This is a genomic window from Microbulbifer maximicatervae (SeqCode), assembly GCF_052467815.1.
Window position 1 is genome coordinate 452,993 of record NZ_CP174326.1, and the last position, 18,223, is coordinate 471,215.

The window sequence follows — 18,223 nt, forward strand, 5'->3', positions numbered from 1 at the left end:
ACCAACAGGTGACGTTTTATTGGCTATGCTAATGGCTAACATCAACGGAAAGGAGTTAGGGGATGAATTTCACTCCAGCCAAGTACTTAATTGGAATTATCAGTGCACTGGTTCTTGCAGGTTGCTGTAGCCCTCCGGCACCTCCAGCTTACTGCCCACCCGGCGCTGAACAAATTCCTCTATCCATGGCTTGTCCTGCAGATGCCGACTGCTGGATGGCTTCCGACAGAGTGCGCTGCATGAAGGTGGTCAAGTAAAATCTTTTTCTTGCCCGACAGCGTGGTGATTCATACTAAATGAAGGTTTGACCCAATCACTGCTGACAGACACCCGATTTACAAAGCCTTATTTAGTATGGATCACCACAAAATGCCGCTCTAACGAGCGGCATTTGTCTTTCCCCACACAGTTCCTTATCTCGAAACACTCCCTGTAATAGACTGTGATGTCTGCGGCGCTGGCCCGGCAAAGAAAATGCCGTTAGCATTGCCGCCCAGAAATAATAAATAAAATTTGATTTGTGTACGTTTTAGCCAAGTGGCAATAAAAAGGCTCAGAAGAGAACAAACCGAATACCATGACTAGTGAAACCCTGGCTTTAAGCCGTGTAGCGGCAATCTCACGGTTGAAGTCCCATTTTGACCAACATAAGTGGTCCTTGAGAGAGCTGTTTGCAACGGATCCCCAAAGGACAGATAAGTTCAGCTCAGACGCAGCCGGAATCTATCTGGATTACAGTAAGAACCACTTGCGTGAAGACACCATTAAGTTGCTGTTGGAATATGCAGAAGAGCAGGGTCTAAACAACCAAATTACTGCGCTAGTGAACGGGGCCATTGTCAACAATACCGAACACCGCCCTGCCCTACACACCGCACTGCGATTTCAGGGGCAACCGAAAACTGAACAAGAGCGCGCGGTAAAAGATTGCCGCGAGCAAATGAAACAGTTTGCCGAGTCGGTACACAACCATAGCTGGCGCAGCTTCTCAGATAAACCGATCCGCCATATCGTGAATATCGGTATCGGTGGTTCCGACCTGGGTCCGCGCATGGCGGTAGAGGCCCTCAGCCCTTGGCACAAAGACTCTATCGATGTGCACTTTGTATCAAATATCGATGGTGCAGACCTTAGTGATACCCTGGCAGGTATCGATGCGGAAGAAACCCTTTTTGTGATTGCTTCCAAATCCTTTTCTACTTTGGAAACCCGTGAAAATGCGCTGTCTGCACGTCGCTGGATATTGTCTGCCGGTTGCGATGAGTCACAGTTGGCCAAACACTTTGTTGCGGTGAGCAGTAATATTACTGCTGCTCAGGATTTCGGAATTGCTCCTGAGAATATTTTCCCAATGTGGGATTGGGTGGGTGGTCGCTACTCACTCTGGTCTGCAATCGGCCTGCCCATAGTTCTCGCTTGTGGCTATGAAGTTTTTGAACAGCTTCTGCAAGGCGCCAATGCAATGGACCAGCACTTCGCCACTGCTCCACTGGAATCCAATCTACCCCTACTGATGGCGTTGACCCAGTTCTGGTACCGCCAGTGCTGGAATACGACAAGCCACGTCGTGCTGCCCTACGCGCAGCGCCTGGCCCGATTCCCAGCCTGGTTACAGCAGCTGGATATGGAGAGCCTGGGTAAAAGTGTCGACAAGGACGGGCAGGCGCTGGGCTACCCCAGCGGCAGCGTTATCTGGGGCAGTGAAGGTACAAACGGCCAACACTCTTTCCACCAATTATTGCATCAGGGAACCGACCTTATTCCAGCAGACTTTATCGCGGTCAAGGAACCGACGTCTGAACTTCTTGAACAGCACCGCTGGCTGCAGGCCTGTTGTATTAGCCAGAGCCAGGCGCTACTGCGAGGCAAAAGCCTGCATGAGGCCCGCCAGGAGCTGGAAGAAGCTGGTCACACTCATCGTGAGGCCCACGCCCTGGCCCCACATAAAGTGATTCCTGGTAATCGCTCCAGCAACACCCTGATTCTGGAAAAGTTAGATCCTTTCCACCTGGGCTCGCTCCTGGCACTGTACGAGCACAAGGTCTACGTTGGCGGCTGTCTGCTGGGGATCAACCCCTTTGATCAGTGGGGCGTCGAACTTGGTAAGCAGTTGAGTTCAAAAATTCATAAGGCTGCCAAGGGTGAGATTCCTCAGGATGACTGGGATAGTTCAACCCGCAGCCTGATGAAAAAGCTGCTCTAAACTCTACAAAAAAGGCCGCACTAATTAGTGCGGCCTTTTTTTTATCTTTGTTAAGGGCATCGTTAACTGGATGCAGAGCCCCGCTTCAGCATTGGCTCAATTAGATCCAGAGGCAACGGAAATACAATTGTAGAGCTGTTATTTGCGCCGGCAATATCAATCATGGTTTGCATATAGCGCAAAGTAATCGCGTTGGCATTTTGCGATAATTGATTTGCTGCTTCAGTCAGCTTTAAAGCCGCCTGCGCCTCCCCCTCTGCGTGTATAACTTTAGCCCGCCGCGCGCGCTCCGCCTCTGCCTGCTGTGCGATAGCACGCACCATACTTTCATCAAGATCGATATGTTTAATCTCTACATTAGTAACTTTTACACCCCAGGCATCTGTTTGCTCATCGAGTATTTTTTGGATATCCACATTAAGCTTGTCTCGCTCACATAACATCTCATCCAGCTCGTGCTTACCCAGTACCGACCGCAATGTGGTTTGCGCTAACTGACTTACAGCCTCGTGATAAAATTCCACATTAATAATTGCAGACTGTGGATTAATCACCCGGTAATAAACCACTGCGTTGACTTTAACTGAGACATTATCCCTGCTGATAACATCCTGGGTGGGCACGTCCATAACCACAGTGCGCAGATCCACGCGCTCCATAGTTTGAACAATGGGAATGATTATAATCAGTCCTGGCCCTTTCACTGTTTGGAAACGCCCCAGGAAAAATACCACCGCGCGCTCATACTCCCGCAAAATACGAATGGCATACATCAGTAGCAGTATGAGTGCGACTACCAGTATCCCAAAAAAATAACTGAGCATCATTGGACTCTCCTTAATCCCACCTTAACTGTTGAGCGCTGTCATTAGCTCAATTGATTGCCCTACCTATTCCACCTCTACCCGTAAAACCATACCGTGTTGGGCCACTACTCTAACTTTCTGACCCACCTTCAGAGGCTGGTTACAGGTCGCCTGCCAAATCTCTCCATCGAGATGTACCAAGATCTCTGCACCCTTAACTTCACTTACCACTGCAGAGCGTCCAACAAAAGCCTGGTCTGCCGGGACTTTCGGCTGGCGTAAACTGCGTCCAACAGCGGTCAACAACATCAATAAAAAGACACCACTTACACCGGCAATAGCCCCAATCAGCTGTTTGGAAACCTGCATTCCCGGCACATCACTATCAATAAGCATTACAGAGCCAATCACCAATGCAATAATTCCGCCGATCCCCAAGGCGCCGAAACTCGGCATAAAAACCTCTGCCACAATCAGCAATGCGCCAACAATAATTAATGCAAGACCAGCGTAATTAATCGGTAAAACTTGTAAGGCATAAAATGCCAGAAGCAGGCAGATAACACCAACAATCCCGGGAACAAAAGCACCGGGGCTATAACCCTCAAAAATAAGCCCATAAATACCCACCAATAACAAAATATAGGCCACTTGAGGATTGGTAATCAGGGCCAGTAATTCATTGCGCCAATCCGGCTCGTAACTTTCACTTTGCAACTCGGCAATATTTTCCGGAATCGTATAATCACCGGTATCGAGCAATACTTTTCGACCGGCAACCTGGCGCAATAAATCGTCATCATTATCCGCAACAATATCGATAACATTCATTTTTAACGCTTCCGGAGCTGTCAGGGTCGCTGCTTCGCGTACAGCTTTTTCCGCCCAGTCTGCATTGCGCCCATGGCGCTGTGCCAACCCTCGGATAAACGCGACAGAGTCATTAACGACTTTGCGCTCCATGGCCGTTCCCGCAAGCGGTTTTTCTTTTTCTTCATCCTCACCGTCTTCCGCCTTTTCTTTTTTCTCTTCCTCCTGCTTTCCTCCCGGCATAGGTGTGCCCTGAGGTCCGCCAATCTGCACTGGAGTAGCCGCTCCCAAGGTGGTAGCAGGAGCCATAGCGGCGATCTGGCTGGCATAGAGAATATAAGTTCCCGCACTTGCGGCGCGCGCACCAGAGGGGTAAACGTAGGTGGCAATAGGGATTGGAGACGCAAGGATATGCTGGATAATATCCCGTGAGGCAGCATCCAACCCCCCAGGAGTATCCAGGTGCAGAATCACCAACTCAGCGCCCTGGTCCACAGCCTCCTGCGTGGCCCGCTTGAAATAATCAGTCGTCGCGGGACCTATGGCGCCATCAATTTTGAGTATGGCTACATGGGGAAAGGGCTCTTCCTGGGCGGCACTTTTGCACACAAAAAGGCTGAGCAGCAGCGCCAGGAAAACCAGGCTGCGAAAGAACAAAACGGGCGAATTCTGCTTCGACATGCATCCATCCCTGATGCGACATCTGGCTCAACGCCAATATTTGGATATTGAGTGCCACAGCGAACAAGCAAAATCACTTTAGCATTCACGACACCCTAAACCGGAAACAAAAAACCCCGGCTAATTCCATCAGATTAACAGAATTAGCCGGGGCCTTGTTTATTTCCACCGGGATTTACGCCCAGTTGAGTAGCTTTATACCCGATTGCGTCGGCTATACCAGTTCACATCGCGGGAATATTTATCTACCTGATCCTCAACACCCAGCAACATGGCAAACAGAGCCATACGCACCAGTAAGCCATTGTCGGTCTGGCGGAAAATCGCCAGGCTCGGATGTTCATTCAGATCGGTATCCAATTCATTCGCCTCTGCCCGTGAATCCCGTGGCAAGGGGTGCATGATTACCGTGTTAGGCTCTGCGTGGCGGGTAAAAATAGCCTTATTCAGGCGGAAGCGCCCACGGTAGCGGTTGGCCTCTTCCTGAGAGGCAAAACGCTCTTCCTGGATACGGGTGGAGTAAACAATATCCACATGGGAGATAGAGGATTCCAGCTGATCGGTAACCGTCACCTCGTGCCCCGCCCCGCGCAGCATCTCCACAATCATTTCCGGCATCGCCAGTTCCGGTGGAGAAACCAGGGTAATCTGCACCTTGCCAAACAAACACAGCAGTTTGCACAGGGAGTGCACCGTGCGGCCGTGCTTGAGGTCGCCGATCATGGCGATACGAAAATCATCCAGGGTGCGGCCGTGCGCAGCCAGTTCCTTGCGAATGGTGTAGAGGTCCAACAGTGCCTGGGTGGGGTGTTCATTGGCGCCGTCGCCGCCGTTGACCACCGGCACACGACTCGCTTCAGCAAACTCAGCCACCGACCCTTCTTTTGGGTGGCGCATACAAATCACGTCGCTATAGCCCGATAGCACTCGGGCGGTGTCGTAAAGGGATTCGCCCTTTGCCATAGCGCTGGCAGTAATTCCTACCGTTTCACGTACAGTACCGCCCAACAGATTAAAGGCGGCTCCAAAACTCAGGCGAGTACGGGTGCTCGGCTCCATAAACATATTGCCGAGAATCGCCCCTTCCAATACACGCGTTACCTTTTCACGCTGTGCATAGGGGGTCATGGCGTCAGCTACATCAAATACGCGCTCTATGTCGGCGCGCTCAAATTGGCTGACCGACAGTATATTGGCTCCGATAAAGTCCATGGTTACTCCAGTGGTTGCGCCTTGTGGGCGCCGGGTATTCGCGAGCGGCATTCTACTCGGGCACCAGGAAAGAGCCCAGAGGAAGAACGGCCGCTGACGTGATTCGACACATTAGGCGAGTAAGCTATCGCCCCAGTTCTCCAGCTCTGTAATCAGGGAAATGCGCTCCGGGTGCTGCACCCGCAGCTCAGACAGCTGGCGGAAGTAATCTTCCAGGGTGATTGAGGCCCCGGCAGTAGCGTCAGTTAAGCGCTGGAAACACCAGATCTGCCAGCGCTGGTGCTCTTCTTCAGACAGGGTCTCGGGGAAATTGCGCGCCCGCATACGGAATAGCAGCTCGGGTAGGCGCTTATCGGTGAAAGGCACTTCACCCGCCAAAGCTTCCGGACCTCGGGCCGCCAGTCCACGGTGCAGTTCACGGCAGATATCGCGGTCAGAGTCATTGAGGAATCCACCGTAAAGGTCCGCTTCCACATCTCTCTCAGGGAATTCCCGATCCAGGAATACGTTGTGCAGCTTTTCCGTCAAATCGATATCTTTGAGCTTCTGCCAGTTCGCCTCACAGGTTGTGCGATCGATACCCAGCTCTGCGGCGCGCTTGTCATCCAGCATATTTGCGGGCGCCAATACCGGGCACTTGTTCAAATGCACCAGTTTCAGCCCTACCGGCAACTCACCCTCACCCAGCTTGTCGCGAGAGGTGTACAGGCGCTCTCGCAGAGTGTCTGCATCCAGGCTCAGTAATGGCTCGGGGTCCATCGCCAGGTTGGCAACAATAACCGCATTGCGGTTAACCGGGTGACTGGCCAAGGGCATCACATAGGTCAAGTGACCATGGTTAGCAGAGACCTTGCCGGAAATATGCAATAGCGGACGGCGCTCGCGCATATCGATCATCTTGGCGGCCTCCTGCTTGCGGCGCAGGCGGAACACATAATCGTACAGCTTTGGGTGCTGTTTGCGGATCAGCCTCGCCATATCAATGGTGGCGTGCACATCCGACAGCGCATCGTGGGCGCCCTCGTGGGAGATCCCATTGGCAGCGGTCAATTCTTCGAGGCGGAAGGACGGCGCACCGTCCTCACGGGTGGGCCACTGGATTCCCTCTGGGCGCAGGGCGTAGGTGAGGCGCACCATGTCAATAATGTCCCAACGGCTGTTGCCGGAGCGCCATTCCCGCTCATAGGGATCGAGCAGATTGCGATAAAGGGTGTAGCGAGTTACCTCGTCATCAAAACGCAAACTGTTGTAGCCCACCCCACAGGTGCCCGGCGCACCCAGTTCGGCGAGGATGCGCTGGATAAACTCTATTTCCGGCACTCCATTGGCCAGGGCTTTCTGCGGGCTAATGCCAGTCACCAGGCTCGCCATCGGCTGTGGCAGGCAATCCACTGAAGGGCGACAGTAAATCATCAATGGCTCGCCGACGATATTCAGTTCTTCGTCGGTCCTGATACCGGCAAACTGCGCCGGCTTGTCGGCACCCGGGTCTGTACCCCAGGTTTCATAATCGTGCCAATAAAGTGTGGTAGAACTCACGGTACCTCCATAATTTGGCGGCATCATACCACCGAGAACCTCTTCGTCTGGACACCCAAGTCGAGATTTAGGCCACTCCGGACCAACTCCTTTGCCAACGCTGGTTGCAAAGCCGCCACCGCCCATTAAAATTCGGCGTTTCCACGAATTTAAGACAGCACTTCACTCTATGAATATTCGCCAGCTCCTCACCGACAAATTCCAGGCCGCCATGCTCGCCGCCGGTATCCCCGAAGAATGCGGCCCGATTGTGGCACCTGCGAAGAAAGCCGGGTTTGGCGACTACCAGGCCAATGGCGCTATGGGCGCTGCCAAGCGTATGGGCACCAACCCGCGCGAACTGGCTGGCAAGATCCTTGAGCAGCTGGATAAGGGCGGTATGATCGAAAAGGTCGAGATCGCTGGCCCTGGCTTCTTAAACATCCACCTGAGTGAACAGTGGCTGAGCCAGCAACTATTGGCCGCCCAAGGCGATAAGCGCCTGAATATCGCCTCGGTTGAAGAGCCCAAGACCGTAGTCATCGACTATTCCCACCCCAACCTGGCCAAGGAAATGCACGTAGGCCACCTGCGCACCACCATTATCGGTGATGCCCTGGCACGACTGTTGGAGTTCCAAGGTCACAAAGTAGTTCGCCAAAATCATATGGGCGACTGGGGCACCCAATTCGGCATGTTGCTGGCACACCTTTCCGACAAGCTGGCAGACAGTGATGCAGAAGTGGCACTGGCCGATCTGGAAGTCTTCTACCGCGAAGCCAAGGTTCGCTTTGATGACGAAGAAGGCTTTGCCGATCGCGCCCGTGAATACGTTGTAAAACTGCAAGGCGGAGATGAGCAGTGCCTGAAACTATGGAAGCAGTTTATTGATATCTCTATCAGCCACTGCGAAGAAATCTACTCCAAGCTGAATGTCACCCTCAAACAGGAAGACGTTTACGCTGAAAGCCAGTACAACGATGATCTGCCGGTGCTGGTAAAAGAGCTGTTGGATAATGGAATCGCTGTTGAAGACCAGGGCGCGATCGTTGTTTTCCTGGAAGAGATGGCCGATAAGGAAGGCAACCCCAGCCCGATGATTATCCAGAAGAAAGGCGGCGGCTACCTGTATGCCACCACCGACCTGGCCGCTATCCGCTACCGTGCCAACCAACTCAGTGCCGACCGTATCCTATATGTTGTTGATGCTCGCCAATCCCTGCACCTACAGCAGGCCTTTGTCGCCTCACGCAAAGCGAGCTTCCTGCCGGAGTCGGTTTCTCTAGAGCATTGCGCTTTTGGCACTATGATGGGCGATGACGGTAAGCCATTTAAAACCCGCACCGGCGGCACCGTAAAACTGGCAGCCCTCCTGGATGAAGCAGTAGAGCGTGCAGAGAAGCTGGTGGCTGAGAAAAACCCAGAGCTGGATGCAAAAACCTGTGCAGAAATCGCGCGCAAGGTGGGCATCGGCGCGGTGAAATATGCGGACCTAAGTAAGACCCGCACTAACGATTACATCTTCAGCTGGGAATCCATGCTGAGCTTTGAGGGCAATACCGCCCCCTACCTGCAGTATGCTTACACCCGCGTACGCAGTATTTTCCGCAAAGCCGGTATTGAGCCGAACGAGCTCAAGGGCGATATCCAACTGGAAAGCCCACAGGAACGCGCCCTGGCAATTAAACTAAGCCAATTTGGCGAAGTACTGGACCAGGTAGCCAAAGATACCTTCCCGCACGTACTCTGCACCTACTTGTACGAACTGGCCAGCGCCTATATGAGCTTCTACGAAGCCTGCCCAGTATTGAAAGAAGGCGTAAGTGAACAGCAGAAGCACAGCCGCCTGCAATTATGTAATCTAGTGGCCAGCACTATCGCTACTGGCCTCGATCTGCTTGGCATTGAAGTGATGGAGCAGATGTAAATTGCTCCAGCCCGGTATCACCTTCTGTAACTTTTCAGATAGGCAAACCGGGCAGCACCCGGGTAGGCGGCCTTCAGTTGTGGCCTACCCAACCATCCTGCACCATCTTTTATCCCACTCAGGCCACACGTTTCCCGCCAGCCTGACAAAAGGAAATCACCCGTGAAAATACTGATTACCGGCGCCTCCGGCCTATTGGGGCGCAGTGTATTTAAACAGCTTTCCAGCAATCCGATTTTTTCTGTTACCGGTACCGCCTTTTCCCGCGCGGGAGATAATTTAATTCGCCTGGACTTGTCCGATAGCGAAGCAGTGAAGACCTGCCTGCAACAGGTTAATCCCGATATTGTCATTCACTGCGCCGCCGAGCGCTGGCCTGATCGCTGCGCCGACAGCCCCGACACCGCCTGGCAGCTCAATGTCAGCAGCACGGAATTCCTGGCGAAATACTGTAACGAAAATGATACACAATTAGTGTATATCAGCACCGACTATGTTTTTGATGGCAGCACTCCGCCCTACAAAGCTGATGACAATCCCAACCCGGTTAACTTCTATGGCCGCAGTAAATTGGCAGGGGAAGAGGCGGTACTGAATAACGGAAGTCACTGGGTATTGAGGTTGCCCTGGTTATTCGGGCCCGTTGCCTATCTGGAGGAATCCGGTATCACCGCCCTACTGGATACTTTGCGCAAGCAAAAGCCAGTCACGCTGGATCACTGGGCTATTCGTTTTCCCACCAGTGTGGAGGAAGTGGCCGAAGTATTGGAGCAATGCCTACTAAAAATCCGTAGAGGCATCAATTTTGAAGGCATTTACCAGTGGAGTGGCGATACGGCCTGCACACGCTACGAACTCGCACACATTATTGCCAAGGCTTGTAACCTAAATGCCGAACACCTGAGCGCTGAAAGTGAACCCAATTTTACAGTGCCACGCCCTTACAATTGCCAGCTGGATAAATCAAAACTGACAGATATGGGAATTAACGGTAGTGAACCCCTGGAGCAACAGCTATTACGAAATTTAAAGCCATTTATTGAAGGCTGATTTAAACAGCTTTCAGACAAAGCGCTACAGGGAAGTATCGCTGCCGGCCATGTTCCGGCTCACACCTGTGTAATACCGTTAACTCATACAACAAACGGTGCTACAAGGTGGCAATCGAGTAGATCAGGGAGGAGCTATTGGATTGCCGAGTAAAACCACTCGAATATTTAGGGAAGGATAAATGAAATTAAAACACTGGTTCTCTGTAGGAGCTCTGGTACTGGGCAGCCTAACCACATTGGCTTCTTGCAATGCGGATAGCGGACCTCACAGCAAGAAACCACACCAGGCCATCAAGATCGAGAACGCCCAACCCATTATCTGGATTGGCGACTTCAATAACTTTGACGATGCCGTAGCACTGATGCTAATCGCCAAAGACCCACGCTATACCCTGGAGCTGGCTGTCGTTGAGGACTCTTTCAATACCGTAGCGCACGGGGCCAACACTGTTTACAACATCCTCGAATGGCTGGGAAATAATGATACCCAGGTTATTCGCGGAGCCTATTTTGCCACAGAAGAAGTCGCCTACGGCGCAAACGGCAAAGCTTCAGTATCTCCGGTAAATGACGATAAGGCCGTTCTCGGCAGAGAAGACTATCAACTACCCAACTCCTCCGATTTCTCCACCGGTACCTGGAACCTGGAGCGCCGCAACGCCATGGGTATCAATCTCTACGGCCAGTATGTACCCGGCCCCTGGCGTGACAACGGCTCTACCTTATATGGAACTGACCACTTAATCCCGCGCGCAAAACAGGAGCACTACCGCTACCAAGGTAACAACGGTGTCTCCTTCAGCTTTGAGCTAGCCGAAGACATTATCCTGGAAACGATGGATAACCTGGAGCAACGCCCAGTAGTTTTCAATACCGGCAAACTCACCACCCTGGCCCGGGTACTTGGCAAAGCCAACGAAGAGCAGCTGGCTAAAATTGACCGCGTTATTATGATGGGTGGTGGCTTTGAGAATTATGAGCCGTTTACCGAGAATCACGAAGCAGCCTGCTTTGGCGATAAATCTAGAAATCTGGGCGGCAATATTTTCTCCCACCCCAGCTTCGGCTGTGACAGCGACTTCAGTACCCATCAGGAATTCAATATTCTGCTCGACCCACTGAGCGCACAATGGGCCTTCGACGCCCTGAGTAAAAATAGTATTGAAACCTATCTGGTTCCGACCAACTCAACCGATATGGCCAAAGTACAGGGCAGCACCATCGAAGCCCTCGCAGAGCGCCGCGCAACTCCGGAAGCCTGCTACACCTCCCAACTCCTCAGTTCCATTCGTGAATTTGAGGGTGGGGATTTCCAGGGTAATGGTGACTTCGCCATGGATGCCGTTATTCGCCTCTGGGATATTATCGCTGCGATGGTACTACTGGAACCTGAAACCCTGGAAATGGAATTAGTGCCCGGCTATATCACCGTCGATCAACTAGATGCAGGCCTAGCCGACAGCACAACTCCCTATGATCCGATTACCTTTGACCCAACAGTGGGAAAGACTACTTTTGCTGAGGCCGGTGAGGGCTTGGCAGTAAATGTCGTTATGGGTATAAACCACGATGCTGCGCGCTCAGCAATGATTGAACGCTTGCGTGATCGTTTTAATGCGGCGCGGAAGGGGCCCAGATGCATGAATAAATTAGACTAACTACTACTACGACTAGCAAAAGGGGACCTCTTAAATCATTTCTTCCGAAATTGAAATATAAGAAGGTTCTCTTTTTAAAAAATATCGACAAACACACAAGCTTACAACAACTTAATTCAACGAACTTATATTGATATCGGGTATTGAATATCTCCCTCATACGCCCCTCAACATATAATCAAACAATTTCTCTTAAATCCTTATACATATCGTTGGAACTAGCTCTATATCTCTATCTTTGAGTATCTGATTACGCTCAATTTGAGCATATATTATATCGCTGACACTCCCTATGCCATCGAGATAGAAAACCGTTTATACAGCGCCAAGACTTCATTACCGAACAACCCAAAATACATACCCCAAAAATCTTGACTTTATTCCACACAGAAACGACTGCAAACCTTATTTAAAGTAAATATTTCATATATTTAGAAAAACACCAACAAAACAAGATCAATTTTCTTAATCAGCATTACCAAGCTACACAACCAGCGCGTTCATAAAAGTAAAACCAACCAAAACAATTCTTAGCCACACCCACTTAAGAGTCCTAAAAATCAGAACACCAAAACCTCACCCAAAAACAATGTAAAAACATCCAACATACCGATAATCACTTCAATCCTACAAACTTAAAACCCGAGAAAAAACGAATTACCCGCACATTTTCGAACTTAAAAAACCACACACCAAAAACGCCTACTCGCCCCAACAAAACCCTTACCAAATAAATAATCGCCAGAAAATCCAATATAAATATTGCAAGCACCTTTTTGTTGATGCACAAAATTATTTTTGATAACGTCCCTGCGCAGTATTGTAGTGACAGATAATCATGGAAGTTGGCACTATGAAAAATGCACATTATTCCAATAACTTAGCCACATTTATTACCCCACCTTTATTTCAATATTGGCAGGCGGTGTATAAGCAATTTCAATCCAAACAATACACATCCCACCAACCCACTCATTATAAGCCAACCGTAAAAAGTCATTTTTCACGGCTGAAAATTTTCGGCCCTCATTATGCGATATTAATTTACTTGCTCGATCCAGCCTTCTCAAAAGATCTGATTTATTAGCTTGAACATCTAAAAGCAACCACCCAGCCAAGGCGCCACGCAGTTAAAGAACAAATAACAAAATTGTCATATTTGCAACATATGAAACGTCACCAAAGAGAAGTATAAACCAGGCAACACTCAAAACTATCACTTTCAATACTGACCATTAACGACAAATCAAAAAAATAAAAATGGATAACTGATGATGGAAATCAATGAAATCGTTAACTCACCGAACATCAAAAGTGAGAATTTCAACTCAAAAGCACTATCCGTCTATAGCTGCTTAGAAAAGCAAATCAATATAAATCCAAATAAAACAGCTCTTGTATATCAAGGAATTAGTATTAGCTATCAAGAGCTTGATGAGCGCTCAAAATCACTTTCAGCCCTAATCAGCCAGGCGCTAGCTAAAGAAGAAAATTCAGAAGAAAATTTAGTTGCACTGTATTTAGATAGAGGCTTAGACATGGTAATAGCCATGCTGGCAGTAATAAAAGCTGGTGCTGCCTATGTTCCAATCTCTACAAAGTATCCACGGGAGAGAGCTTTATATATTTTCAAGGACACCAAAACCAAAGTGGTTGTAACTCAGACTCATCATAAATTTCAACTGACGAGCTGGCTAAACTCAAATCGTAACCCGCCAATCTTACTATTTTCTGACAATACAGATACTAGAGAAAGCAGCCCTTCACTGGATGAAGTAAATCAAAACTCTCTTAATGATCTTGCCTACGTACTCTACACATCAGGAACAACGGGCAACCCTAAGGGGGTCATGATCACTCATCAGAATATCCTTCACCTCGCTTCGGCGCAAATTGAAAGATTTTCACTAGAAAATTTTCAACGCACTTTACAGTTTGCATCATATGTTTTTGATGCCAGTGTATTCGAGATATTTGCCAGTCTATTTTTAGGCCAAACGATTTATATTGCTAGTGATGAAGAACGTAAAGACCACAATAAACTTGCAAATCTAATCAGAGACAATCAAATACAGTTTGCCACTTTACCTCCATCATTATTAGCGTTATTACCCGAAGACAAACTTCACTCCTTGCAAAGCATTGTTGTTGCCGGTGAAGCACCATCCCTAAATATGATGCAAAAGCTCAACAAGCAAAGCAAGATTTTCAATGCCTATGGACCAACAGAGACTACTGTGTGCGCTACCGCACACCTTTTTAAGCATGGAGATTCGGCAAACAATATTGGCACGGCATTAAATAATACTAAAGCTTGGGTGTTAAATAATAATTTACAGCAGGTGGCAATCGGAGATATCGGAGAGCTGTATCTTGGCGGCGCCGGCATTGCCGCTGGCTACTGGAAAAAACCAGACTTAACGGCCGAAAAATTCATCAGTAGCAGTTTATTGCCACCAGACATTATTGATGACGATTATAAATCCATATACCAAACAGGAGATTTAGTTCGGCGCCTCCACGGAGACGAATTTGAGTTTATAGGAAGGAATGACTCACAAGTAAAAATTCGAGGTCACCGAATAGAGCTTTCAGAAATTGAAAATTGCCTAAAAACTCTAAATGGCATTGCCTTGGCATGTGTACTTGTAAGCGATACTGGACATAAACAATCGCTGCATGCATATGCAGTACTCAAGCAAGAAGTCTCGTTGGAAATACAACAGCTCGTATCACACCTAAAGGCACACCTACCATCTCACATGGTACCTGAGCATTATCTAATTTTGCCTGAGCTCCCACTGACAGAGAATGGAAAAGTAGATAAGTCGACTTTATTATCAATGGCAAAAGACAATACGTCCGCTATCGTGGACGAGAATCTTGATTCTGAACAATCAGCTTTTCTAGCCTTAATGAATGAATATACAGCATTACCTTTGGCATGGAAAGAAGACTTCTTTGCCGCTGGTGGCGACTCAATCTCAGCCATTAGATTATCCTCCAAACTCGCCAGAGAAGTATCTATAAGCATTCCAGTTGAACTAATTTATACAGAGCGTACACCTGAAAATATCTGGCAGGAATTACCTCGCTGCCAACCGACTTTTAGTATCAATGCCAGGGATGAAAAATATCGAATCGTTTCACCTTTATCCTCACAGCAACGAGCTATATGGTTTTTAACGAAGTCCAATCCAGGAAATAGAGCATACCATGCAAAAAGCAAATTAATCCTAAAAGGTGAAATCAATCCAGACATTCTTACTCTCTCTATCCAGGATGTAGTCGATGCACATGAGATTTACCGAAGCTCCTATTCTTTGGAGGAGCCCTGTCAATATATCCATGAAGGCTACCAGGTAAAGTTAGCCAGATATGATTTTAGCTCCATGAATTATCAACAGGCTCAGCAGCAGGTTGATTATTTATTGGCAGAAGAACTGAATCAGGTATTCGATATTACCCAATTACCTTTGGTACGCTGGGGATTAGTAAAATTAACAGACAAAGAACATGTTCTTATTCACATTGAATACCACCTTGTTCATGATGGCTGGTCCTCGAATATATTTCTTGAACATTTATTCTTCTGCTACCAGCAAAGGCTTGAGGGTAGAAAAAATATAACTCTAAATCATGTTGGGCAGTACGCAGATTTTGCTGTTTTTCAAAATAACTGGCTAACGAGCGAAGCGGCTGAAAAACAGAAACTATTTTGGTATAAAAAACTAAAAGATGCCCCGACCAAAATTAATTTACCTCAGACCGCCACAGGGGACTTAAGGGGAGGAGACACTAAAAAAATGAAGATCTCTCGGAATTTTTGGCATGAGATACAAACGTATTGCCAGAAACAGGGAGTGACGCCATTTTCCTTTATGCTGGCGGCCGTCAACTTAGTATTATCTCAATATTCCGGAGATACTGATATTTGCGTCGGCACTGGTACTGCGAACCGTAATTACCAAGGAGTAGAAAACACTATTGGAATGATGGTCGCAACCAATGTTGCAAGAATAAAACAAAACTCAAAACAAGAAATTAATGATTTTATTCACACCTGTTTTGATACGACACAAGAAATACAAAGAAATCAGGAACTTCCATTTGAAACCGTAGTTGATTTGGTAAATCCTGACCGTATCAAAGGACTAAATCCGTTATTTCAGGTCTGCTTTAGTTTTCATGATTCTCCCCTACCGAAAATGACATTGCCTGGCATCTCAGAGATGCAATTGGTCGAAGCCATCGGCAGCAAATCCGCAAAGTTCGATTTAAATATTGTGGTTATCCCGAGGATGGGACAGGAAGGCAGTGACGACCCAGTTACTGTCCTATGGGAGTTCAATCAGGAACGACATGCCCCTTGGTTTATTCAGAATATGATGACCTCATTCAAGTCAGTAATGGCCCAAATCCTGAACGGGAAAGCCAGTAAAATATCAGATTTGATTATATCTGATCCCCAACTGAAGCAACAGCTCGCCAGATGGAATAATACCGATACTGAATATGCAGCGACCAGTAATTTGGTCGAATTATTTGAATCCCAAGTGAGTAAAACCCCACAAAATACAGCTCTGGTGTATCAGAATAGTACTATTAGCTATCAGGAACTCAATAAAAAAGCAAATCAACTTGCCCAGGTTATACGCTCTCAACACCGAGCTCAAACTGGCCAAGAGTTAATGCCAGATACCCTAGTAGCTTTGTATTTAGATCGTAGCCTGGATATGGTGATCAGTATATTAGCCGTTCTAAAATCTGGTGGCGCCTATTTACCTATCTCTCCAGAATACCCAGAGCAACGTACTCAATTTATCCTTGAAGACAGTCAAGCTCCCATTATCCTAACGCAACAGTATCACTTTACTGCGATTGATAAAAAACTGTCAGAACTAAAAAATGTTCCATTACTTATTTCTGTTGATATACCTGAATTGCTATTCACTCAATCGCCAACGGCCCCCTGTATCAAACTCGACTCCAAAGCCCTGGCATATGTGATTTATACCTCAGGCACTACAGGAAAACCCAAGGGGGTAATGATAGAGCATCAAAGTGTAGTAAATCTGGCTCAATACATGATCAAAAGTCATCGATTGGATACTGAAAAGCGGATATTGCAGTTCTCTAACTATGTTTTTGATGCTAGCGTTTTTGAAATATTCCCGGCACTTTTATCTGGCTCGGAGCTCCATATTGCTTCAGATGAATGCCGGGTTGAGAGTGAAAAGCTAATTTCATATATCAATGAAAATAATATCAACCAGGCATTTATTCCAACTGTAATGCTCAATGAAATTGCAGAGGAGCTAAGAAAGTCCACATTAACATTAGTTCACACAGGTGGTGACAATTTAAGTCCATTACCAGTATTGCCTGCCGAGCCCACATTTAATGAATATGGCCCGACAGAAGCCACGGTATGTGTGACACAGCAAAAAATAGAGAAACCTGACCAAATAAACATAGGAAAACCAATCGATAATGTGAGGCTTTATGTATTAAATGAATATGGACACTATTCACCTGTTGGTGTTATTGGCGAATTATATATAGGTGGAGCTTGCCTGGCTCGCGGATATTTAAATAGAGAAACCTTAACGCAACAGCGATTTATTCCCAACTATTTTGCAACACAGGAAGATCTCGATAGAGGTTACGATAGATTATATAAAACTGGTGATTTGGTCCGCTGGTTACCTGACGGTTCTCTAGAGTATTTTGGCCGTAACGACAGCCAAATAAAAATCCGTGGTTATCGAATAGAAACAAGCGAAATCGAAAACATCTTGTGCACTCACCCCGAAATAAAACAGGCAGTTGTTATTAAACGGGAGTTAAAGGGTAATCAAGTCTTGGCAGCCTATTTGGTTTCAACACATGATGTAGTACTGGATTTCGACGCAATAAAGTCATTTCTACAGTCGAGTCTACCCAATTATATGGTGCCTGATTCATATAATTTAATAGATGCCGTTCCCCTTAATATCAATGGCAAAGTTGACCCCAAACTATTACCCGATCCAAAACTGGTCACCCAGCAAAATTATGTTGCGCCAAGAAATGACCTTGAACGACATTTATGTGTAATCTGGCAAGAAGTATTGAATCTGGACAAAGTCGGGATAGAGGATAACTTCTTCCGTATCGGCGGTAACTCCATCAATGCAGTAAGGCTCACAGCTGTCAGCCGAAAGTCGAACGGGATAGATATTCCATTGCGCCTACTATTAGAGCACAGCACCATTGCCAGATTAGCACTCGCATTAAAGAACCAGAAAAGCGTAGTAATTCCCAAGCTGCCTGATGATCCTACGACTATAAATCAGCTTGTAATGGAGATTTAA

The 18,223-nt window shown here is 47.7% G+C and carries 11 protein-coding genes; 6 read left to right on the plus strand and 5 right to left on the minus strand.

Annotated features, from left to right (window positions below):
- Positions 1–62 precede the first annotated feature (62 nt).
- Positions 63–257: a hypothetical protein gene (locus tag ACJJIW_RS01980; RefSeq protein WP_157533369.1), complete on the plus strand. Its 195-nt coding sequence runs from the start codon at positions 63–65 to the stop codon at positions 255–257.
- 320 nt (positions 258–577) lie between these two features.
- The gene (gene pgi, locus ACJJIW_RS01985) at positions 578–2,203 is read left to right on the plus strand and encodes a glucose-6-phosphate isomerase (RefSeq protein WP_444936585.1); all 1,626 of its coding nucleotides are present in this window, start codon (positions 578–580) and stop codon (positions 2,201–2,203) included.
- A gap of 62 nt (positions 2,204–2,265) precedes the next feature.
- Here the strand turns inward: pgi and ACJJIW_RS01990 are convergent, their stop codons facing one another.
- The 4 genes from ACJJIW_RS01990 to sbcB all read right to left on the minus strand — a co-directional run bounded on the left by ACJJIW_RS01990 (position 2,266) and on the right by sbcB (position 7,275).
- Positions 2,266–3,030, minus strand: coding sequence for a slipin family protein (locus ACJJIW_RS01990; RefSeq protein ID WP_444892894.1), 765 nt, complete (start codon positions 3,028–3,030; stop codon positions 2,266–2,268).
- 63 nt (positions 3,031–3,093) lie between these two features.
- Positions 3,094–4,500: an NfeD family protein gene (locus ACJJIW_RS01995; RefSeq protein ID WP_444936586.1), complete on the minus strand. Its 1,407-nt coding sequence runs from the start codon at positions 4,498–4,500 to the stop codon at positions 3,094–3,096.
- Positions 4,501–4,695: 195 nt separating this feature from the next.
- Positions 4,696–5,712, minus strand: a complete 1,017-nt coding sequence (locus ACJJIW_RS02000) for an aspartate carbamoyltransferase (protein WP_282934096.1) — start codon at positions 5,710–5,712, stop codon at positions 4,696–4,698.
- 111 nt (positions 5,713–5,823) lie between these two features.
- Positions 5,824–7,275, minus strand: coding sequence for an exodeoxyribonuclease I (gene sbcB / locus ACJJIW_RS02005; protein ID WP_282934576.1), 1,452 nt, complete (start codon positions 7,273–7,275; stop codon positions 5,824–5,826).
- Between the two features lie 145 nt (positions 7,276–7,420).
- Between sbcB and argS the strand changes: the two genes are divergently transcribed.
- From argS to ACJJIW_RS02020, 3 genes are all read left to right on the plus strand, one after another.
- A complete protein-coding gene (gene argS, locus ACJJIW_RS02010; protein ID WP_282934097.1) occupies positions 7,421–9,157 on the plus strand; it encodes an arginine--tRNA ligase in 1,737 nt (578 codons plus the stop codon).
- Positions 9,158–9,319: 162 nt separating this feature from the next.
- Positions 9,320–10,207: a dTDP-4-dehydrorhamnose reductase family protein gene (locus tag ACJJIW_RS02015; RefSeq protein WP_282934098.1), complete on the plus strand. Its 888-nt coding sequence runs from the start codon at positions 9,320–9,322 to the stop codon at positions 10,205–10,207.
- A gap of 181 nt (positions 10,208–10,388) precedes the next feature.
- On the plus strand, positions 10,389–11,867 hold the full coding sequence (locus tag ACJJIW_RS02020) for a nucleoside hydrolase (protein ID WP_444892889.1): 1,479 nt from the start codon (positions 10,389–10,391) through the stop codon (positions 11,865–11,867).
- Positions 11,868–12,760: 893 nt separating this feature from the next.
- On the opposite strand, the gene ACJJIW_RS02025 is transcribed toward ACJJIW_RS02020, so the two are convergent.
- Positions 12,761–12,985 (minus strand): hypothetical protein, encoded by a 225-nt coding sequence (locus tag ACJJIW_RS02025; protein WP_444936587.1) that lies wholly within the window; start codon positions 12,983–12,985, stop codon positions 12,761–12,763.
- A 153-nt stretch (positions 12,986–13,138) separates the two neighbouring features.
- Between ACJJIW_RS02025 and ACJJIW_RS02030 the strand changes: the two genes are divergently transcribed.
- Positions 13,139–18,223 carry a non-ribosomal peptide synthetase gene (locus ACJJIW_RS02030; protein WP_444936588.1) on the plus strand — a complete coding sequence of 1,695 codons (5,085 nt, stop codon included), beginning with the start codon at positions 13,139–13,141 and terminating at the stop codon, positions 18,221–18,223.